Origin of the sequence: Blautia parvula, assembly GCF_020215665.1 — a bacterium.
GTDB classification, from domain to species: Bacteria; Bacillota; Clostridia; order Lachnospirales; family Lachnospiraceae; genus Blautia; species Blautia celeris.
This window is the reverse complement of record NZ_CP084061.1, coordinates 6,044,085-6,065,629: the sequence shown is the minus strand read 5'-3', so window position 1 is coordinate 6,065,629 and position 21,545 is coordinate 6,044,085. Positions and strand designations below refer to the sequence as shown.

The 21,545-nt window shown below is 44.0% G+C and carries 19 protein-coding genes and 1 tRNA gene; 4 read left to right on the top strand and 16 right to left on the bottom strand.

Annotated features, from left to right (window positions below):
* Positions 1 to 251 precede the first annotated feature (251 nt).
* Positions 252 to 1,193 carry a LysR family transcriptional regulator gene (locus LC508_RS27425; protein ID WP_103732219.1) on the top strand — a complete coding sequence of 314 codons (942 nt, stop codon included), beginning with the start codon at positions 252 to 254 and terminating at the stop codon, positions 1,191 to 1,193.
* Positions 1,194 to 1,288: 95 nt separating this feature from the next.
* On the opposite strand, the gene LC508_RS27420 is transcribed toward LC508_RS27425, so the two are convergent.
* The 10 genes from LC508_RS27420 to LC508_RS27375 all read right to left on the bottom strand — a co-directional run bounded on the left by LC508_RS27420 (position 1,289) and on the right by LC508_RS27375 (position 13,888).
* On the bottom strand, positions 1,289 to 2,635 hold the full coding sequence (locus tag LC508_RS27420; protein WP_103732220.1) for a TRAP transporter large permease subunit: 1,347 nt from the start codon (positions 2,633 to 2,635) through the stop codon (positions 1,289 to 1,291).
* Between the two features lie 60 nt (positions 2,636 to 2,695).
* A complete protein-coding gene (locus tag LC508_RS27415; RefSeq protein ID WP_054353476.1) occupies positions 2,696 to 2,896 on the bottom strand; it encodes a hypothetical protein in 201 nt (66 codons plus the stop codon).
* A gap of 27 nt (positions 2,897 to 2,923) precedes the next feature.
* Entirely contained in the window at positions 2,924 to 4,090 is a 1,167-nt protein-coding gene (locus LC508_RS27410; RefSeq protein WP_103732221.1) for a uroporphyrinogen decarboxylase/cobalamine-independent methonine synthase family protein, read from the bottom strand.
* Between the two features lie 65 nt (positions 4,091 to 4,155).
* The gene (locus LC508_RS27405) at positions 4,156 to 4,800 is read right to left on the bottom strand and encodes a cobalamin B12-binding domain-containing protein (protein WP_103732222.1); all 645 of its coding nucleotides are present in this window, start codon (positions 4,798 to 4,800) and stop codon (positions 4,156 to 4,158) included.
* A 49-nt stretch (positions 4,801 to 4,849) separates the two neighbouring features.
* Positions 4,850 to 5,662 carry a methyltetrahydrofolate cobalamin methyltransferase gene (locus LC508_RS27400; RefSeq protein ID WP_103732223.1) on the bottom strand — a complete coding sequence of 271 codons (813 nt, stop codon included), beginning with the start codon at positions 5,660 to 5,662 and terminating at the stop codon, positions 4,850 to 4,852.
* 278 nt (positions 5,663 to 5,940) lie between these two features.
* Positions 5,941 to 7,701, bottom strand: a complete 1,761-nt coding sequence (locus tag LC508_RS27395; RefSeq protein WP_118593806.1) for an ASKHA domain-containing protein — start codon at positions 7,699 to 7,701, stop codon at positions 5,941 to 5,943.
* Between the two features lie 784 nt (positions 7,702 to 8,485).
* Entirely contained in the window at positions 8,486 to 9,406 is a 921-nt protein-coding gene (gene metA, locus LC508_RS27390; RefSeq protein ID WP_054353482.1) for a homoserine O-acetyltransferase MetA, read from the bottom strand.
* A 210-nt stretch (positions 9,407 to 9,616) separates the two neighbouring features.
* The gene (gene cls / locus LC508_RS27385; RefSeq protein WP_330425165.1) at positions 9,617 to 11,176 is read right to left on the bottom strand and encodes a cardiolipin synthase; all 1,560 of its coding nucleotides are present in this window, start codon (positions 11,174 to 11,176) and stop codon (positions 9,617 to 9,619) included.
* A gap of 17 nt (positions 11,177 to 11,193) precedes the next feature.
* Positions 11,194 to 13,149, bottom strand: coding sequence for an NAD-dependent DNA ligase LigA (ligA, locus tag LC508_RS27380; RefSeq protein ID WP_103732191.1), 1,956 nt, complete (start codon positions 13,147 to 13,149; stop codon positions 11,194 to 11,196).
* Position 13,150: 1 nt separating this feature from the next.
* Entirely contained in the window at positions 13,151 to 13,888 is a 738-nt protein-coding gene (locus LC508_RS27375; protein WP_103732190.1) for a pseudouridine synthase, read from the bottom strand.
* A 229-nt stretch (positions 13,889 to 14,117) separates the two neighbouring features.
* On the opposite strand from LC508_RS27375, the gene LC508_RS27370 reads away from it, so the two are divergent.
* Positions 14,118 to 15,746 (top strand): polysaccharide deacetylase family protein, encoded by a 1,629-nt coding sequence (locus LC508_RS27370; protein ID WP_052099618.1) that lies wholly within the window; start codon positions 14,118 to 14,120, stop codon positions 15,744 to 15,746.
* Positions 15,747 to 15,797: 51 nt separating this feature from the next.
* Here LC508_RS27370 and LC508_RS27365 read toward each other — a convergent pair whose 3' ends face one another.
* The 4 genes from LC508_RS27365 to LC508_RS27350 form a co-directional block, all read right to left on the bottom strand.
* Complete coding sequence (locus LC508_RS27365) at positions 15,798 to 16,718, bottom strand: SH3 domain-containing protein (RefSeq protein WP_033142639.1); 921 nt, start codon at positions 16,716 to 16,718, stop codon at positions 15,798 to 15,800.
* A gap of 67 nt (positions 16,719 to 16,785) precedes the next feature.
* A tRNA-Arg gene (locus tag LC508_RS27360) sits at positions 16,786 to 16,858 on the bottom strand.
* A 125-nt stretch (positions 16,859 to 16,983) separates the two neighbouring features.
* On the bottom strand, positions 16,984 to 17,874 hold the full coding sequence (locus LC508_RS27355; RefSeq protein WP_033142640.1) for a DUF5688 family protein: 891 nt from the start codon (positions 17,872 to 17,874) through the stop codon (positions 16,984 to 16,986).
* 314 nt (positions 17,875 to 18,188) lie between these two features.
* Positions 18,189 to 18,422 (bottom strand): hypothetical protein, encoded by a 234-nt coding sequence (locus tag LC508_RS27350; RefSeq protein ID WP_146051714.1) that lies wholly within the window; start codon positions 18,420 to 18,422, stop codon positions 18,189 to 18,191.
* Positions 18,423 to 18,989: 567 nt separating this feature from the next.
* On the opposite strand from LC508_RS27350, the gene LC508_RS27345 reads away from it, so the two are divergent.
* Together LC508_RS27345 and LC508_RS27340 are read left to right on the top strand one after the other, a co-directional pair.
* Positions 18,990 to 19,310 carry a helix-turn-helix domain-containing protein gene (locus tag LC508_RS27345; RefSeq protein ID WP_033142643.1) on the top strand — a complete coding sequence of 107 codons (321 nt, stop codon included), beginning with the start codon at positions 18,990 to 18,992 and terminating at the stop codon, positions 19,308 to 19,310.
* Positions 19,311 to 19,327: 17 nt separating this feature from the next.
* Complete coding sequence (locus LC508_RS27340; protein ID WP_054353485.1) at positions 19,328 to 20,020, top strand: ImmA/IrrE family metallo-endopeptidase; 693 nt, start codon at positions 19,328 to 19,330, stop codon at positions 20,018 to 20,020.
* A 60-nt stretch (positions 20,021 to 20,080) separates the two neighbouring features.
* On the opposite strand, the gene efp is transcribed toward LC508_RS27340, so the two are convergent.
* Together efp and LC508_RS27330 are read right to left on the bottom strand one after the other, a co-directional pair.
* The gene (gene efp / locus LC508_RS27335) at positions 20,081 to 20,638 is read right to left on the bottom strand and encodes an elongation factor P (protein WP_033142644.1); all 558 of its coding nucleotides are present in this window, start codon (positions 20,636 to 20,638) and stop codon (positions 20,081 to 20,083) included.
* A gap of 85 nt (positions 20,639 to 20,723) precedes the next feature.
* Positions 20,724 to 21,236 (bottom strand): YqeG family HAD IIIA-type phosphatase, encoded by a 513-nt coding sequence (locus LC508_RS27330; RefSeq protein WP_033142645.1) that lies wholly within the window; start codon positions 21,234 to 21,236, stop codon positions 20,724 to 20,726.
* Between the last annotated feature and the right edge of the window lie 309 nt (positions 21,237 to 21,545).

The window sequence follows — 21,545 nt, the reverse complement described above, 5'->3', positions numbered from 1 at the left end:
TTCTCCTCCAGTCATACAATCTTGTAAAATAATGTAACAGTTCAGACAGGTCTGCGCATTTACTGCGCTGACCGTATGAAAACGTACCGAAGACAGGCATCCAGCCCATCGCAAAGGGATTCTTAATGGCTGGATGCGTAACAGTTCAGCTTGTCTGAACTGTTACAAAATAATATCTGTTTCTTGTATTTTATTTATAAAAATGATAGACTTATTGGTAACTTAAAACGTCAGAGGGGTGGGATGTATCTATGAATTACCAGCAAGTCAAACAATATCTTACAATCGTTAAACATATGAATCTTAGCAAAGCAGCCGAGGAATTATATATTTCCCAGCCGGCCTTAAGCCTTGCACTTGGCCGTCTGGAAAGTGAACTGGATGTACAGCTTTTTTACCGTGAAGGAAAAAAGCTGATCATTTCGCCTGCCGGAGAACATCTGTATCATTACTTTAAAGAACTAAAAGACGCACATGACCGCCTCACCCAGGCGGCTGCAGAATTTCGTCAAAATGAAGGAAACAGCTTTATTACCATCGGTTTTTCTGTCAGCACATTATTTTTTTCTGCACTCTCCATAACCGGAAATTTTGATTCCTTTCAATCTGTTGGCATAAAGAAACTATTTGGTGATGAAGAACAGGTTTTGGCTATTCTAAAAAATGGCATGATTGACTTTGCAGTAACTTGCCCTCCAATCATTGATGATCAAGTCACAAACCAAATCCTGTTTTCAGAACAGTATATCTTAGTGGTTTCCTCTGGTCATCCGTTTGCTTCCCGTAAAAGCATCTCCATTGCAGATCTCAAGAATATTGAATTAACCGGATTAAACCGTTATCAGCCAACACGCCTTCATAATGACCAAATGTTTCAGGAATATCATTTTACCCCAGTCTATGCACATGAACTTGACTATCCTGATTACTATGCTGCAATAAAGGAATGTGCCTACACGGACCACTTTGCCAATCTGATTCCTGAAAGTTTTTTTGAAAAAACCTATGGAAACGGATACGTAGCTATTCCATTCTCTGACGATACCATGATTCGCCGAACTGCTATTTCCTGGCTGACAGAAAAGAAATATAATCTGGAACATAAAGAGCTATTTGATTACATCATCCAGGAAATTCAATCTCAGCGAAAACATCACCAGCAATTTTCAGGCGAAATGTTTTCTATTCATTAATTTTTATAGACCAATCGGAAATAGCGGCCGGAATATCCTCCAGCCGCCATTTTTATGCACAACAAAAAGGGGAAATACTATTCATTTATCACATATTAAAAAATCATCGGCATAATAAAACAATACAGTACACAGAATGCCATGATAATCGCACTGGATATCCACATACAAATCATCATATTTTTGAAATCTTTACTTCGTGCAATACCCATGGGAGCGAGGACTGTTGCGTTAGGGTAGATAATAGAAGTCACATAAGATCCTGCAACCAGAACAATAGACCACAATCCCATACCCAAGCCATTTTGCTGAATCATTGGAAGGAACAGCTCATGGATAATCTGCATCTGGGCAGCCGCGCCGCCGTTAACACCAAATGCACCTACAAAGGTCCCCATTAACATAACCGTTGATTTCGACGGGCTGCTGCCAACCAGACCAACAAACAGATTACTCAGTGCTTCAAAACCGCCTGCTACGTTTACCACATCAACCAGAAGTTGATACAGTACGCAGATAATAAATACCGATATCGTGTTCTTACAGCCGGTATAAAAAGCATCACAGGCTTTGTTAACACCCATTCTTGAAAACACTGCCACAACAACTGCCAAAAACGGAAGAACAAAGATAACAAATGCCATGCCCTGACGGAATGCAATTGCGTAAGCAATACAAAGTGCAAAGGTTACAATAAAAGCTATCGTAGTGATTTTTTCTTTCTGAGTCGGTTTAGCAGTCATATCCTTTTCTGCATCACTCAACTCATATTTTTCTCCATTTGGATCCTTCTTTGCTTTCTTGTCAATCCAAAAACTTAAAATCACCGCAGTGATCAGCATAACAATAAGATACGGACCTGCTCCCCACAACAAATACTGTGGATAACTTAACCCAGTCAGGCTCATTGCCATAATATTCGGAGCAGCAAACGGAGCTAACAGCATGCCTGCAAGTCCGCTAAGGATAAAAGCAACTGTTGCAGCAACCGGTGTAACACCAGTCAAAGCCAGCATCGGAAGCAGCACCGGCATAACAATAGCGGCCGCAGATACACCAGACCCAACGCAGGTAGCCAGGATAAACTGACAAACCATAAGCGTGATCAGTGCCTGTTTCTGCGTCTTGACCCCCAGCTTATTGGCAATCAGCTTACATAGCGTTGCACTGACACCTGCCTCCTTTAATACAATACCCAAACCCGCACCTTCCATGGATAGGAATCCTACCTGACCCAAAACACTGGAAAGAGAAGTTCCCACCTCCTGACCAAATACAGTTGCGCCATTTCCGGTCAAAAGCCAGCCAATCACAATAGAAATCAAAAGTGGGATAACCGGATCAATTCCCTTTTTGAAAGCCAAAATAATGTAAAGAACCATTGGAATCAGTCCAATCAAGGACGGATACTCTTTGATAATTCCCCAAACACCTAGTTCCATAAAGTTTCTCCTTTTTCTTATCAGTATTTACGCTCATTCCCCTTTTTCCCGTAACAATTTTCAGGTCACCAGCATAGAGCCAATAAAACCTTGAATAGCAGCAGCCCTCTTCTCTTCCGGAATAAAAGTGAGCAGAGCAGCCAACTCTTCTACACCTTCCGGAATATTTAGATTTATAGTCTCAGCAAGTACCTCTTCCGGAATCTTTGCAGCCTCCGCCTGACGCTCCTGGGTGAGTGTACCATAATCAAATAAACCCATGATATACCTCCTTGTCCGATGTGTTCATCACCAACGGAAATTATTTACATATTCACAGACAGCTTCCAGATTTTCACGACGACAGTCATTTCGGAATGCCATCATCTTATCCTGACTTAAGATAAAACCATCACCAAGCTCATTTGCAAGATATTTCACACGATCAACGCACTGTTCCGGTGTTCCGTTTCCTAACAAAGCTGCAGTCATACCACCTGCAAAACAGATATTCGGCAGTTTTTTACGCAGTTCTACTAAATCATCTAGTTCCAGAATCATGATAATATGGCCCTTAGGGTAATCCTGAAAATACTCTGCAAAACGCATGATACTGTTCTCCAAATAGATAACAACCGTCTTGCCCGCCGCCACGATCAGATCCAAATATTCCTTTAAATATGGCCAATAGAAGATGTCCCACTGCTTCTGACTAATCGTTCCATGAGCCAGCATAGCGATCATAAAATCCGCCATGTATAACTGTTCCTTTCCCTCCATCTCGGCAAGCGTCTTCTTCAATCCCGGGATAATTTCATTCTCCTGAATATAATCCAAACAATCCAGCATGTCAGACTTTTTTCTTCGCATGTCAAACGAAATTTCCTTTATACCACGATAATATTTTGGAAATCTCTCAAACGGTACCTGCACAGATCCGCCTGCAACATCAGTATCATATACCCCAAGACAGGCATAATCTTCTACCATCATACGCCCCATGTAACCTGAAAACGCACTCGCTTCCTGCTGTTTGATAAATGCATCCAGAAAATGTCTCTTATCCAAATTAGGGTATTTACGATTGAACATCTTCCAATTCATTTCGGCACGGTGATTCTTATAGTCCGGATATTCATCCTGCCCCATAAGTACATGATCATAAAAGTTTATAGACTCATTTACATCATCAATCATGATATGGCTGCCAGTCCCCATCGCCTGAGATGGAAGGATCAGGTTGCGCGTATTCAGATCCATATGAACATCGAATTTGTATTTCTCCTGAAATTCTCTCTGAATCAGTTCCAGTGTCTCATAACTGGTCATTGCCTCGCTCAATTTTACATGTCTGTCCGAATCAAGAATCTTCCATGTATAAAAGTTACTCAAATGAATAATTCTATCTACATGTTTAAAATTCGTACAGTCACGGACACGCTGAAGATTGTCATGGTACTCCTGACTTAAATTCATTGCTTACCCTCCTGTATTCTGACGGCTTTCATAATCTAAACTGATCAGAAGCCGCTGATATCTTATTATGACACGGCTGCCCACTCTTTGCAGTATTGTACCGTTGTCTGCGGATTATGCGCCCAGGCATCTGCGCCGACAACCTCACAATATTCCGCACTTACTGGTGCACCGCCGATCAGAACATGGCAGTAATCTCTTAATCCCGCCTCCTTTAAGGCTTCTACTGTTGCTTTCATAGAATTGATTGCTAAAGTCAATACACCGCTTAACAATACGATTTTTACATCCGTCTCTTTAACCTTATCTACAATCGTTCCGGGAGCTACATCAATGCCGAGATCGATGACATGAAAACCACCTGCTTCCAACATAGAACGAACAATATTCTTTCCAATGTCATGAAGGTCATTCTGTACTGTACACAGAATCAGCGAGGTCTGAGGACCTTCTTTACCGTCACCAGAAATCAGAGCATCTTTCAAAATACCTACAGCTTGGCTCATCAGATCCCCGGCAAAAATCAGGTCACTCACAAAATATTCGCCCTCTTCAAAATAGCTTCCGACGATATCCATGCCTTTCTGACATGCGTCCATAGCCTCCTGTGCCTGTTTACCCCCCTCTTCCATTACCTGCTCTAAAAGCTCTACTACTGTATCTTCCTCCAGTTCCCCCATAGCCTCAGCGAGTGCTTCCATGCTTACCATATTACATCCTCCTTTTTATCTGTTCTTGATACTCTGTTACTAAAAATCTTTATTTTGTCTTCTTCACTCCAAAAATCCCTTTTCGGTAGGCTTTATTATACTTTCTGCAATACTTATCTTTCTGCATCAGTGCCTCTGTGGCATACATCACTCCCATCGAATCTCTATTCAGCGGATCCGCGATCATAGAATCCAGACCGGACTCTATGGCCATGACCAGGAAACTGATGTTGACAACTTTACGTGCCGGCATTCCATAAGAAATATTGGACAGTGCGGCAGTTACATTGATACTAGGATATTTTTCTTTGATCATTCTGATGGCTTTGCAAAATTCAAGTGCTGAATTATCTACTGCGGAAAGCGCAAGTACCAATGGATCTATATGAATTCTATCTGGTGTGATACCATAAGCTGCTGCTTTCTCTACCAGTTGGACCGCAAGTGCAAACTTGTCCTCTGCTTTCTCTGCAATCCCCTTCGGGTCACAGCAAAGAGCAACCACTCCCCATTCCGGATTTTCTTTCAAAAGCGGAAGAAGCACATCGCATTTTTCTCCCTCCATAGAAATGGAATTGACCAGTCCCGGCTTAGTCAGCTTCGGAAATACCCTCAGCAGCATGTGCGGATCCGGACTGTCTATACAGATTGGTTTATTCGCAACACTTTGTACCACATCAATCAGCCAGCAAAGCGTATCATACTCCAATTCTGGCGTGGTTCCTGCACAGACATCCAGATAGTCAGCCCCAGCTGCTTCCTGACGCTGTACCAGGTCAATAATCCATGCTTCATCTCTGTTCGCAATGGCATTTCCTACACTCGGAATTGCTCCGTTGATCTTTTCCCCAATAAGAATCATGATGCTTTTCTCCTTACTCATAACTTTATTTAGTTTCTGTATGGTTGAATTATAACAAAGTATCTTAGAACAATAAATTTTACTTTATAAATATTGTAATAAGAATCATTTATGGTTGTCGATTTTTTCAGCTAATTTCACAATTTTATCTTCCAGAATTTATAAGTTTTTCACATAGTTTGGAACGCCTTATAATACAAACCAAATAAGAACATAAGATATTTCTATACAAGGTATTCTTCACCAAAAACAGCTCCCCAAAAGGAGAGCTGTCATTCTTATCCAAAATCCAGGTTTCTCACAAACCTTTCCTGAAAATCCTTTTCTGAGGCCAACTCCACAAATTCGACATGCTTCTGAATCTGCATTGCCTGCATCCAATACTCTTCATCCGACATTGCCAGCTTAGCCCCTTCACCGGCGGCATTACCGATTCCGCGTATCCTACCACGGCATTCTTCTGGTAAAAGCCCGATATCACATGCACTCTCCGGATTCATATAATTACCGAATGCACCGGCAATCAGAATTTGCTCCAAATCCTTTGGTTTCCATCCGAGCCTACGGCACAAAATCTGAATCCCCGCCGCAATGGCACTTTTTGCCAGCTGCACTTCCCTGATATCCTGTTGCGTGAGAGACACTTTATCTGTCAATAAAATACTGCTCTTTCCATTTTCACGCCTGACCCTCCATGCATTCTTTTTTGAAAACTCTGTTTTTAACTTATCCTTTTTCTGAATTCTGCCACGAGGCTCGATCATGCCCTCCTTATATAGAATCGCAATCGCATCGATCAGACCAGAACCGCAAATTCCTAACGATCTCCCATTTCCTATCACGGAAATCTTCAGTTCACCATCTTCTATATTAAGATGCTGGATAGCTCCCGGAACACCACACATTCCACAGGATATTTTTGCACCTTCTAAAGCCGGACCTGCTGCTGTGGAACAAGTGTATGCTTTCACCTTGGTTCCCATGACCAGTTCACCATTGGTTCCAATATCAATCATCAAAGTTTTTTTCTCTTCCCGGGTAAAATTTGTCGCCAGCAGACATCCCACCGTGTCGGCTCCCACAAACCCTGCCAGATTCGGCAAAAACTGTATCCTCGCTGCCGGAGACGCATCCAGATCATATACGCGGGCTTCACCTTCGTAAGCATCAGTAATTGCTGCGTGATACGGAACGTGCAAAAGCGCACGTGGTGATATACCCAAAAACAGATGATGCATACAAACATTTCCCGTCAGCATGATCTGCCAAACCTGTGCACGTTTTAAGCCCGCCTGTGCCGTCAATTCTCCAATCATTTCATTCACTGCTCTATGAACAAGTCTTCCAAGTTCTCCATCATGTGTCTCCACTTCATGAACAGCACGGCTGATCACATCCGCTCCGTATGACCTCTGCGGATTAAACCTGCTTGCCACCGCAAGAACATGCCCATCATCACTGTCCAGAAGATATCCCGCCAACGATGTTGTCCCAATGTCAAAAGCAGCCAATGCCATTTTCTGATCTTGTTCACAGACAGAAATGATTCGATCATGGAATCGGACAAGTGTCACATTCCTATATCCCTGCTCTATCAGCAGTTCTAATTCCGCTGCAGCATCTTTATCAAAGATAAGGCTGCCTTTTTTTAATTCTGCCTTTATCTCAGCCAATCGTGCCATTTCCTGCGTATCAGAACAATATTGATTTGAAAATCCCCCTGGCACATCTATCCGAATTCCCCTGCAATACGGTCTCCAATGGTTTTCACCCTGTTCTGCCGCTGTTAAAAGCTGTGCATCCCTGTACTCCGATACCCACACTTTTAAAGAACATACTACACGAAATTGGCAGGCCAATACTGTCTTTTTTGTTTCACCATCAGCGATAACCAGCTCACATTTCCTGCAGCTCCCATGTCCTCCGCATGGAAAATCAAAATGAAATCCGGCCATACGGACTGCATCTGACAACATTATTCCCTTTTTCACTGATAATTCTATCCCCTGTAATACAAAATAAATAGATATGTAACCCATATTTCATTCTCCATCTATTTTCCTAGAAAAACTGTCCTTATCGCACCTATATAAAATAAGACAATATACTAAACAACATTTTTCAGAACTAATAATGTAACTTGTAAATAATACAGGGAACTACGTTTACCCTCGTAATTCCCTGTACACTGACAATAAAATTCATTCCGACTTTTACATTATTTATTATAAAGCCAAATAAAAATCATGTCCAATTTATACTTTTTATCATATTATAAGCGACTAGCTATATAACCTTTCTCAAGGTACAATATTTCATCTACATATGTAAAGCTCAATCAGAACTCTATTAAGAGCTTAAAATCCCCGCTTGTCAATGGGTGAATTTATTATATGGCTCCACTTCTTTCTGATGTGGCATCCCGCAGGGATATTTTTTTGTATTATCCTGGCAAGCCAATCTGTATCTGTGATTATTTATGTAAATATAGACTCTGTTTACCATTTTTTAATTATCTTTTTCGCATGCTCTTTGTATTCAAACATACAAAAAAGCACCTCAACACAGAGATGCCGGACGATTCATTTTATGAAACAGAATTACAAATATCAAACAATAGTACAAGCCCCAGCATATGCCGGGGCTTAAACATACAAATATTTCGATAAAGATAGCTTCGTCATACCGCCTGAATTTTAAATTATTTACTCCACACGAGTACTGTATTTACTCCAAATCCACTCCATTCTATACGATAATCGGCGATATTTTACGATACTTTATGAGACTTCTTATTCCTCCGAATACCGCTTAAAATGCGCCTTAGAACGGTGTCCCATCCAAATCATAAGGAGTAGCCTGATAAACGTAATAATTGAGCCAGTTCGTATACAGATTATTCGCATGTGCCCTCCACAGCAGAAGCGGCTTATTATCCGGATCATCCTCAGGATAGTAATTCTCGGGAAGCTTTATATCCAGCCCTTTCCCTTTATCTCTCTTATACTCTCCGTCCAAAGTCACACGATCATACTCCGGATGTCCCATGACAAAGATCTGGCGGCCGTCCATAGCCATGCATAAAAATACTCCGGCTTCCTCTGATTCCGCCAGGATCGTCAGCGCATCACAGGCATGGATGTCCTCTGCTGCTACCTCTGTATGACGGGAATGGGGCGCTAAAAATTCATCGTCGAATCCGCGCACAAGGGGCACCCTGCGGTTTTTTACCCTGTGGCGGAAGAGGCCGAACACCTTGTGGTCCATCATTTTCTTCTTCAGGCCATAGTGATAGTAAAGCCCCGCCTGGGCAGCCCAGCACAGGTAAATGGTGGAGGTCACATTTGTCTTTGTCCACTCCATGATCTCCTTTAACTCTTCCCAGTAATCCACTTCCTCAAATTCCATCTGCTCCACCGGTGCGCCTGTAATGATCATTCCGTCATACTTATGGGCTTTTACCTGGTCAAAGGTCTCATAGAATTTGTTCAAATGGCTGGTCGCCGTATTTTTTGACTCGTGGGTCGCAACCATCATGAAAGATACATCCACCTGCAGAGGAGTATTGGACAGTGAGCGCAGAAGCTGCAGCTCTGTCTCTTCTTTGAGCGGCATAAGATTCAGGATCAGGATACGGATCGGCCGGATATCCTGATGGACCGCACGCCCCTCATCCATGACAAATATATTTTCTTTTTCCAGTATTTCCTTAACAGGCAGGTCACTTTGTATTTTAATCGGCATGTACTATTCCTTCTTTCCTTATGTATTGTTTTTGGTAACTATTCAGCCAGCTAAATAGTTACGGGTATTCGCCCATTAAAAATCGCTTCGCGATGGGGCGAATACCTGCCGCCACTACTCTTTTGCACGGTCAGCGCAGTAAATGCGCAGACCTGACTGAACAGTTACTGTTTTTGCAGCTATTTGGCAGACCAAACCGCTGCTTTATTTTTACATCAGCGGCGCAAATATACGGAGCACTTTACCCATTATTCTGTTAAAAATGCTGAGCCGCTTGTAATCTGCCACTGATATTTTCACACATTTTTTTTTCGTAGCCTGGAAATCCCGCTCCACATGGGAAATCTGGGAATTCCGGTAAAAGAGTACCCCATCTTCAAAATGATGGTAAAAACTCCTGTAATCCATATTCACAGTACCTACAATGGCCTTTTCATCATCTGAGGTAAATACTTTCGCATGGACAAATCCGGGTGTATACTCATAGATTTCCACACCTGCCTCCAGCAATTCATTGTAGTACGTCTTCGCAAGGGCAAAGGCAGTCTTTTTATCCGGAATATGCGGCATGATGATGCAGATCTCCACACCGCGCTTTGCCGCATAAGTCAGTGCCATGATCATCTCATGGTCCAGAATCAAATACGGCGTCATAATATGTACATAACGCTGTGCGGTATTTAATATATCCAGATATACCTGTTTCCCTGTGCGCTCATATCCATAAGGCATCACATCATAGGGAATCACATATCCGTCATTTGGCATCTGCATATCCTTTGGCGTCCGGTATGGCTCATATTCCAGATCTCCACGCTCTGACACACCCCACATTTCCAGAAACATGAAGGTAAAGCGTTCCACTGCCTCGCCCTTCAGCATGACTGCCGTGTCCTTCCAGTGGCCAAAACGTTCCTTCTTATTAATATACTCATCTGCCAGGTTCGTTCCTCCGGTAAACGCCACCCTGCCGTCAATCACAAGTATCTTTCTGTGGTCCCTGTTATTGTAATGGGGTGAGAAAAACGGTTTGATGGGGGCAAACATTTTGCACTGGATTCCCTCTTTCTCCAAGATTTTCGGATAAAAGGAGGGGAGCAGCGCCAGCACACACATTCCGTCATACATGACCCTGACTTCTACGCCTTCTCTGACCTTCTTTTTCAAAAGTTCCAGCACCGTATTCCACATATACCCCTCTTCCAGGATGAAATATTCCATAAAGATAAATTTCTCGGCCTTCTCCAATTCCTTTAACATGGCCGGAAACTGCTCATCACCCAGCGGAAAATAAGTCACAAGGGTATGCTCATAGACCGGACAGGTGCCGTACTCCATTAGATAAGAGGCCAGATGCCCCATCTGGGGGCTTTTCTGTTCCAGATCTTTTTTCACTTTTTCCTTCTGGGTCACATACTGTTTTGTGAATTTTCCCAGATACTGAAGTCTCTGGTAGATCATCCTGGTTCCCGGCTGGCTGTTGATATAGAGATAAAACAGCGCTCCGAATACGGGTACCACCGTTACCGGAATCATCCAGACCAGCTTAAAATCCGGATTTCCTCTGCTGTTGAACAGATGCAGCAGTACCAGAACTCCCAAAACTACAAATCCGGCATAAATATAAAAGCTGTAATCCCTCAGCCAGATAAAACTGGCGATGATCAGGGCAAACTGGACCAGGAAGGCAAAGACCACAATCAGGGTCCTGCCGAAAATAATAGTCTTAACGCCCTTCAGCCCTTTCTTCTTCATCTCTTCGGACTGCATTTCCTACCTTCTTTCTGTCATCCTTCCCCTGAAAGCTTCAGGAAATCCTCCTCTGATAAAATGGGGATCCCCAAATCCTTGGCCTTCTTATTCTTAGAGGAGGAGGATGTGGTATCATTGTTGATCAGGTAATCGGTCTTGGAAGTTACACTTCCCGTAACCTTTCCGCCTCTTTCCTCTATATATTCTTTTAACTGCGATCTGTTTGCAAAATGCTCCACGCTTCCGGTGATAACAAACTGTTTTCCCTCCAGGCTCTGGGTGCTCTCTGTCTTTACCTCCTCAAAGGTCAGGTGGGACAGCAGGTGCTCCAGCCTTTTCATATTGTCCTCATCCGCAAAATATTCCGTAAAGGTTCCCGCGATCACCGGTCCGATTCCCTCAATGTTGCTGATTTCCTCCGGTGTGGCATGTATGATCTTCCCCAGGTCATAGCGGAACTCTTTGCAGATCATCTTCGCATTGGCAATCCCCACATTAGAGATTCCCAGGCTGTATAGGAGTCTCGGAAGGGTGGTGTGGGACGCCTTTTCTATGCTGGCGATCAGATTGTCATAGGATTTCTGTCCAAACCCTTCCATGGAAACAATCTCATCTCTGTACTTCTCGATCTCAAAAATATCGCCGAAGTCCTTGATAAACCCTTTTAATATGAATTTTTCCAGGGTTGCCTCTGACAGGCCGTCTATATTCATGGCATCCCTGCTGACAAACAGGGTGAAAGATTTTATTCTCTTTGCCTGACATTCTGTGTTCATGCAGTACAGGGATTCCACATCATTGGTTTTGACCACCCTGGCTTCCTGCCCGCAGACGGGACAGACATGGGGAATCTCCAGATCTCCGCTCCTTGTGAGATTCTCCGCAATCTGGGGAATGATCATATTGGCTTTATAAACCTGGATCTTATCTCCGATTCCCAGCTCCAGCTCTTTTAAGATACTGATATTATGCACACTGGCTCTGCTCACGGTAGTTCCTTCCAGTTCCACCGGCTCAAAGACTGCCACAGGATTGATCAGTCCGGTCCTTGACGGGCTCCACTCTATTTCTTTCAAAGTAGTCTCCCGGATCTCATCCTTCCATTTGAAGGCAAATGCATTCCTGGGAAATTTTGCAGTGCTGCCCAGAGAATCACCGTAAGCGATATCGTCATAGAGGGCTACCAGACCGTCTGAGGGAAAATCATTGCGGGTGATCTTGTCTGAAAAATAGGCAATGGCATCATCCAGGGTATCCGCTGTCACCATCCTGTATTCCACCACATCAAATCCCTGGCCTGCCAGCCATTCAAATTGTTTCTGCCTGGAGTTCTCAAAATCCACGCCCTCTGCCCGGACCAGGGAGAATGCGTAAAACTGCACATTCCGTTTTGCTGTGATCTCGTTGTTGAGCTGGCGCACGGAACCGCTGCAAAGGTTCCTGGGATTTTTGTAACGGGCATCCACATCCTCGATCTGTTCGTTGATCTTTTCAAAGTCAGAATAGGTGATAATGGCCTCCCCGCGAAGGATCAGCTCACCTTTGTGGGCGATTTGAAGGGGAATGTTCTTGAAAACCCTGGCGTTGTTGGTGATAACTTCACCCACCACACCGTTTCCCCTGGTAACTGCCTTTGAAAGACTGCCGTCCCGGTAAGTAAGTACAATGGTAAGTCCGTCCAGTTTCCAGGAGAGCAGAGTCTTCTGGTCCCCGATAAACTCCCGCAGGGTTTCCACATCCTTTGTCTTGTCCAGGGAGAGCATGGGACTTTCATGGGCTTCCTTCTGCAGTTCGTCCAATGCTTCATATCCCACCATGGCCGTTGGGCTTCCTGTCAGAGTGATCCCCGTCTCACGCTCCAGCAAAACCAGTTCATCATAGAGCTTATCGTAATCGAAATTACTCATAATCTCCCTGTCCTCCTGGTAATATGCCTTAGCCGCCTCATTTAGAAGAGGAATCAGTTCTTTCATCCTCGCTGTCTTGTCCATGTTACCTTTTCCTCCGTTCATTTTTCCTTATGACAGTTGTCTCCGAAGAATCCCGGATGAGACTTTTCAGCTCCTCCAGTTCCTTTTTTGTAGCCTCCCGGTACTGTCCTGCCGGCAGGCTGCCCAGCTCCAGGTTCATGACGCGAACCCGTTTCAGACGTTTTACTCTATATCCCAGATATTCACACATCCGCCGGATCTGACGGTTCAGACCCTGGGTCAGTATAATGCAGAATGACTTTTCACCTGTCTTTTCCACATGGCATTTTCTCGTCACCGTTCCCAAAATCGGGACACCGCATGACATTTTTCTGATGAAATCATCTGTCACAGGCTTATCCACAGTCACCAGATACTCTTTCTCATGACAATTGCCGGCCCGCATCATTTTATTGACCAGTTCACCCTGGTTCGTCAGAAGCAGAAGTCCTTCTGAATCTTTATCAAGCCTGCCTATATAATATATCCGAATTGGGTAATCTATATAAGAGATTACATTATTTTTTATTTTTGGATTGGCTGTACATTCAATTCCTCTTGGCTTGTGAAAGAGAAGAAGGACCTTTTTTTCTTCACGGCGAACCTCTTTTCCGTTCACCCAAATCTCCTGTCCCTCCTCGATCTGCATGCCGAGAACAGCCGTTTTCCCGTCCACCGTAACTTTACCGTCCTGCACAAGACGGTCCGCTTCCCGCCTGGAACAGACGCCGGCGTCACTCAGATATTTATTTAAACGCATGTTTTGTGCGCTCCTTTACGTATTATGATAAAGAGTATATCACAAGTTCTGCCCGCAAGTAAAGCGCTCGCTTTCCCATGCCTTTAAGATATCTTAAGCAGTTATTTCGACATTTTTTCGGTTTGCGCCTTGCCAATCCTTCCACTGCGATAGTATAATGATAACGTGTACTTATGAATGTGCCCGGTCAGATATGACCGGACATATCAATTACAAAGGGGTTAATGTAATGAAAAACAAAAAGAAAACCGCGGGCATCCTTCTGCTGACCTGTATTCTGGGTGCCGTGCTGATTTTTGTGCCTAAGTATATTTTTTCTGCGGTCAAGACCAGCATGGATACCTACAGCAACAAGAAGGAAGCCATGAAGGAAGACCACTGGGTCTATAATGACTCCGGCAGGAAATTCGTCTACCACGACGGTGTTGTTATCAAGAACACCTGGCGTGAAGTGGGCGGAACCCGCTACTATTTCGATGATGAAGGGTATGTAAAAACCGGATGGGTTACCGACAAGGGTAAGCGGTATTACCTGAAGGAAAACGGCACTCCCGCATCCGGCTGGGTACAGCCGGAAGGTGAATCCTGGTATTATCTGGATGAAAGCGGAGTTCCCACAACGGGCTGGGTCAAAAATGACGAAAAGTGGTACTATCTGAAGGATGACGGAACCATGGCTACCGGATGGATAGACGTGGATGGTAAGAGCTATTATCTGCAGGATGACGGTTCCATGGCCTCCGGATGGGTGGAGCGTGACGGCAACCGCTATTATCTGGACAGCAGCGGAACCATAAGTACCGGGTGGAAGGAAATCGAGGATTCCTGGTATTACTTCCGTGATGAGGACGGCGCCATGATGATTGGCTGGATCACCTCTGACGGCACGAATTTCTTACTGGACAGCGAGGGCAAAATGGTCACCAACTCCTGGGAAGAAAAAGACGGCAAAAAGTATTACCTGGGTGATGACGGCAAGCCTCAGACCGGATGGGTAACTGTGGACGGCAAGAGGTATTATCTGAAAGATGACGGTACTCTGGCAGGAAAAGGCTGGATCAAAGATGACGGAAAATGGTACTACCTGAAGAGTGACGGTACTGCCAAGACCGGATGGCTCCAGATTGGAAAAGACTGGTACTATCTGAACAAAGACGGCAGTATGGCTACCGGATGGATCACGGTTGACGGCAAGGCTTATTTCCTGAAAGACAATGGTGTCTGGGACAGCAAAGCAGCGGCAAAGACTGCCGCTGCGGGTTCCGGCCCTATGGTTGCCCTGACTTTTGACGACGGTCCCGGAAAATACACAGATCGGATTCTGGACACACTGCAGGCAAACGGAGCAAAAGCAACGTTCTTCATGCTCGGCCAAAATGTCCCCAGTTATCCGGACGCAGTCAGAAAAATGGACAGTATGGGATGCGAACTGGCCAACCACACTTATGACCACACAAGCCTGGATTCCCTGGATGCCTCCGGCGTACAGAATGAGGTGGAATCCACCAACAGCAAAATTGCAGCGATCGTAGGACACGGAGCTACCTTAGTACGCCCGCCTTACGGCGCTTATAACTCTACTACTAAGGCCAATGTAGGGCTTCCTATGATTCTTTGGTCTGTAGATACGCTGGACTGGGAAACTCGAAATGCACAGAGCACTTATGACGCAGTCATGGCCGCCAAGGACGGAGATGTGATTCTTATGCATGATATTCACGGCCCTACGGCAGACGCGGTGGATATGATCGTACCGGCGCTGAAAGCCAAAGGCTTCCAGATGGTAACTGTCAGTGAACTGGCAGCCGCCAAAGGAATATCCCTTGGAGACGGCATTGCATACGGCGCTATCAGATAAACTGAAAAAACTGGTGTACAGTGATGAATTTCACTGTACACCAGTTTTATTTTACTGTAACAAATCTCCGAAAATGTATCCGGTCTGTCCATTGTATTCTACTTTGATCCAATTACCGTCTGCATTGTCAACCTTGGTCACTTTTGTTCCGGCCTGCAGTTCCTGGAGAATATCTCCGTCTGTTCCTGCCTCGGAACGCATATTACAGACATCCTGAGTTGTCAGTTCAGAGCCGTTGTCCGCCATAGAAGCCATACTGGTTTCCTGTCCAAGCTGTTCTTCAAAAGCTTTCAAATCAGCATCTGACTCCATCGCCTTGTTCAGGTTGGTCTCCACCTCACTGATCAGCTTCTTGACATCCTCATCCTGATTGGTCTTGTCAATGTATTCATTGACCTCCGTATCATTCTTGTCATTATGGATCATGTATTTGTCATCCTTTTTTACCACATAAAGCTGTGCCAGCCCCGGAGCCGGTGTATTTACATCGGTAAACTTCAGGTCATAGGAAACAAATACTACATAGCTGTCATCTGTGAGACCTTTTTTCGTATATACATTGATATTGCTGTAACTTTCAATATAAGTGGCATTTAATACTTTTGCTTCGTCTGTGGCATCAAAGCTGTCCGCAAGTTCTTTCATACGGTCAACATTTTTCTCTCCCCAGGCTGTATAAAATGCATCAATCAAAGAATTTACTTCAGGGTATGCATTTTTCTCCAAAGAGTTTTCATCCTCTTTTTTCTCGTCCTGTGCTTTTGCATCAGCATCAGAATCTTTCGACTTCTTGGTATCGTCAGACCCTTTCTGCTGCTCTGTCTGTGCGTCCGGCTTCTTTTCTTCTTTTGAAGAACCGCCCGTCAGGGCTCTAATGCCGAAAAACAGAACCACCAGAACGACCAAAATAGCCAGACCCAGAAGAATATACCTCAGATTGTCTGAAAGCCATTCTCTGAAATTGTCTAACATCCTTGTCCTCCTTCAAGACTGTTACCCTTCATTCCCTTATTCCAATGCTTTTCCCCAAAGCACCAAACACACCCGGAGGGATTCGAACCCCCGACACGTGGTACCGGAAACCACTGCTCTATCCCCTGAGCTACGAGTGCATATGTCTTCCTAGAAATGACATCCTTAGTATATTACCACATATTTTTGAAATTGTAAAGCCTTACGCAGAAATTTGGGCATGCGCCGCCGAAAACCGGCAGATTTCGGCGGCTATCCCCCACTTTTACAGGATTAGTGCATCCTTTTTCCTGTCATAATAGTATACATTATGGGACAGAACCTCCTCGTCCACCACCTGGGTCTCATTGACCTCTCTGACCATAGTCTCCAGCTCCTTTTTGGAAAACTGCCCGGAATCGGGCACAAGAATACATTCATGAATGCTGCTGGGCAGCACAAAGTAATTGCAGTGCAGAAGTCTGCTGATATGGGAAAGTACATGGGGATACAAAAGCACCGCGGCGCCGAAATACTTTTCTTCATTGGTAAGGATATACATCGGCTCCCGCTTCTGAAAACCAAGGGACAGAAAATCATCCTCCCCGGACATCTCCCGGATCAGCTCCTCCATCCCCTGAAACGTAAAGGGCAGTCTGCGGCTGGTATTTTTATGTGCATCCTCATATATTTCCTTCAGCTTGACCCCCCAGGTTTCCAGATGACAGTTATGTACCAGAAAATTTGCTCCGTTTAAAATCTCCTCATCCAACCGGTAATAAAACACCACAGCCAGGTCAAGATACGGAATATAAGGGACATTGTTCAAAAGTTTTCGGTTCATCTCAAAATTGATCAGTTTGTAGCAGATATGGCTTCTGGCTCTTTTGTAATCTTCAAACCCGGCATTTTGAAACTCTTCCTCCTCCACCTGCCTTTCTGCGTTGAGCTCCAGGATCTTAAGCGTCACTTCCTCCAGAGACATTCCATGTCTGAAGAAATCATAGAAATCAGCCAGATATATGGTAGGCGCAATATGGGCACCGCTCTCCATAATCGTGACAGCATCCAGAATCTTCCCGTTGTTTTTCTCAATCCTGTGAAGTGTGACCCTCTGTTCCCCCGCTTCTTTTTTCAGGCTGCTGAGTATCTCCTGTGTAAATGTGTTGTAGTCCATCTGTGAACCTCTCTTTCTTTTTTTACTGCCTACCGGAATTTTGCCGTATAGGATCTCAGACAGTAAAAATACTGTCCTATATTTAAGGGCTGCAAATGGACATATGGTTTCCATTGACAGTCCGTAAATATTCTTTTTGCTGTAATTGGAAAACACTGCACGAATGTGCAAGAATGCTGATAGATATTTGACTGTTATACATTGTAAAAATGTAAATATTATTATACAGGAATGCAAGGGATATTTCAAGTACATTTTACGATAATATTTCTTTTTTGAATCTCTCATTCTTTTAACCCCGGAGACAGGGGCAGTCACTGCCCCTCTGTCCTCCAAAGCCAGGTATCCTCCATCCCTACCGGTACTTCACGGCAGCTTCCGTCTGTGGCGTAAACTTTCGCGGTATCGCGCTCGTATACAACAGATTTGATGATCAGCCACTGTTCCGTTCTGCTGTCCCATACAGGGTGTTCTATGTAGTTTGGCAGGTCATGGATCTTAATGCCCATTTGCTGCTTATCCACACCAATATTTTTTAAATATTCCAAAACCGTCATCTCTCCTATTCCTTCTCAAATTCTTTGCCGTATCTGTGTAGTTTCAAAAATCTTTTCCTGTTTTACCCATACTGCCGGACCGTGTATCCGACCCTCCTTTTATAAAGCTTATGGCTTTTGTCCACTTTGTTACCAGTAACGCGCTTCGCGATGCACAGTTCTGTCCTTTAGAGTACCAAAACAATAAATAGCTTTTTGATGCCTGCTGGCGGGTATCTTGCTTCGCATCGCGCAGCATCCATCTTTAGAAAACATCTCCCGGAACTATAGCCTGTAATATGTAACGGTTTATGCAGTATTTTTATATTCTTCCTCCAATCCTTATTGACATTGCTGAGATAATAAAGTATACTCATTTTATCGAACATACGTTTGTATTTGGCATTTATTTCCGTTAACGGTTATTACTTTTATATAATATCACCGTTAATTACTATAGTCAATTATTTTTCTTCCATTTTTTTCCGTCAAGTAGTATTTATTATCTATTCTCAAGTTGATTTTTGTTGATTTTTTCCGCTGGCGGCTGTAAACTTTCAGTAACAGGAGGATACTGAAATGGGTCTTGAAAAAATCGAAGAATACAAAAAGAGGCTGGGAATGACTACTGCAGAGCTTTCTGAGAAATCCGGTGTTCCGAAAGGAACGCTTGACAAAATATTAAGCGGCGTGACCAGAGATCCTAAACTGGAAACCCTGAAAGCCATCGCCCGGGTTCTTGGACTTACCCTGGATGATTTTGATGATGTGAGCAGAGAGCCGGAGAAACCCGTCCCCACATACGACGACGTGGAGCTTCTCATAGCCAGAAACGGAAAAAAAATGTCAAAAGAACAGAAACTTCGCCTGATACAACTGTTGTCCGAAATAGATGAGTAATTTCGGAGCGATTTATTTTGGAGTATATTTTTATAGCAGATATGATTCTGAAAGTCTACAGGGAGTGCGGCATTAAAGATTTCCCCATTCCCTGCCTTGATATCCTGAGGCATTATGAATTCAGGACGATTACATATTCAAGATTGAAAGAATTAAATCCTGAGATCTACACACTCTGCGTCACTGCCTCCAACGATGCTTTCTGTGACCAGAGAAACCGCATCATCGCTTACAATGAAAAAGCGGTTTTGGGCCGTATACGTTTCTCTCTCATGCACGAACTGGCACACTGTGTCTTTGAACACACCGGTGAAGATCCGGAAAACGAGGAAATTGCAGACTGTTTTTCCGGTAATATACTGGCTCCCAGGGTTGCGATCCGCCATTATGGCTGCAAAAATGCAGAGGACATCCACCTGCGGTTCGGGCTTTCCTATGCGGCCTCCAACAAAGCGGTACAGGAATATAACACCTGGGAGCAGAGATGCACGTTAAAAGCAGACCGGGAGCTGGATGACTGGTTATTTCCGCTTAACGACTTCCACCGGAGTTTCCTCCGCCGTCTGCGCAGGCAGCAGCGCAGACAAAAGCAGCAGATGAAGCAGTACGAGCAGAAGCTCTCCTTTCTGCAGGAGAATCATTTGGATGACTATCTGGTACAGGGAGAGGACTGCCGGCTGTATGAATTTCAAAACAGTTTGACAGAATAATTTCAGACATGATAAAAGCCCGGAAATCCAGGTTTCCAGGCTTTTCTTTTACCAGAAGCATTATACTCTGGACAGGTATTCTCCCGTTCTTGTATCAATCTTGATCTTATCACCCTGGTCTACAAATAAAGGAACATACACAACTGCGCCAGTCTCAACAGTAGCCGGTTTGGTAGCTCCCTGAGCAGTATCTCCTTTGAATCCAGGTTCTGTATCGGTGATATCCAGTTCTACAAATAACGGAGCTTCGATAGCGAAAACATTTCCGTTGTAGGAACATACCTTTACCGTCTCGTTCTCTTTTACGAACTTCAGAGCATCGCCTACAGTCTGATTGTCAATGGCAATCTGGTCATATGTCTCATTGTTCATAAAGTAATATAAATCACCATCATTGTATAAATACTGCATGTCCACACGGTCAATACGTGCCTGCGGGAATTTCTCAGTAGGTCTGAATGTCTTCTCTACAACTCCGCCGTTGATAACATTTTTTAATTTTGTTCTTACGAAAGCAGCACCCTTTCCAGGTTTTACGTGCTGGAATTCCATAATCTGCACTACATTGCCATCAATTTCCAGAGTGAGACCATTTTTAAAATCTCCTGCTGATATCATAATGAATATTCCTCCTTAAATTCTTCCATTGGAAAAGCATCTCTTTTTCCACTGTACTCCATTGTATAATACCTCATCCGATTTTTCAACTGTTTTTTCGCTTTCTTTGGTCTTTCCTGTAAAAATAAAGGACGATTTTTTCCAATTTCCGCTTTAAAACTATCTGAATCTCCTCTTTGGGATGAATCGGTTTCACAAGAATATTGTGCATCCCTGTTCTCTTTGCACCGTACACATCCGTAAAAAGCTGGTCACCGATAAACACCGTGGTCTGCAGATCTGTTCCCATCAGCTCCATAGCCCTTCTGTAATTCTTCCGGGATGGCTTATGCGCATTCTCAATAAAATGTACCTGTACATCCCTGTTAAAAGAAGAAACTCTTTCATACTGGTTATTTGACAGCAGGCAGCACTGAAATCCAATCTCTTTAAGCCGTACAAAAAGCGCCTTTGCCCGTTCATCTGCAGGCTCCCCGTGAGGCACCAGGGTATTGTCAATGTCGAAGATCAGACCCCTGTATCCCTGCGCATATAATTTTTCAAAGTCTATGACATATGTGGAATCCAGATATTCATCCGGAAAAAAAGTGCGAAACATTGTCGATTCTCTCCCATCTGTAAGCAAAATAAAACGCGGCATGGCTTATTATACCCTGCCGCGCATCCAAAAATTCTTGTATTCTTCACGGCATACTTTTTAGATACTGTGGCATGCCATAGATGGCACCCCGTACCTGAAGGCACAGCAAATGTGCCGCATATAGTATACCGTGATGGTAACAGTTTTCCCGGGTGTTTGTCAATTCTTTTTGTATTATTTCAAGTTCGTTTTGCCCGACTGTGCCGTTGTTCGCGCTTCTCTGTCCCGCCAGGTGTTTTTAAACCGAAGATATAAAATCCTGAGGCA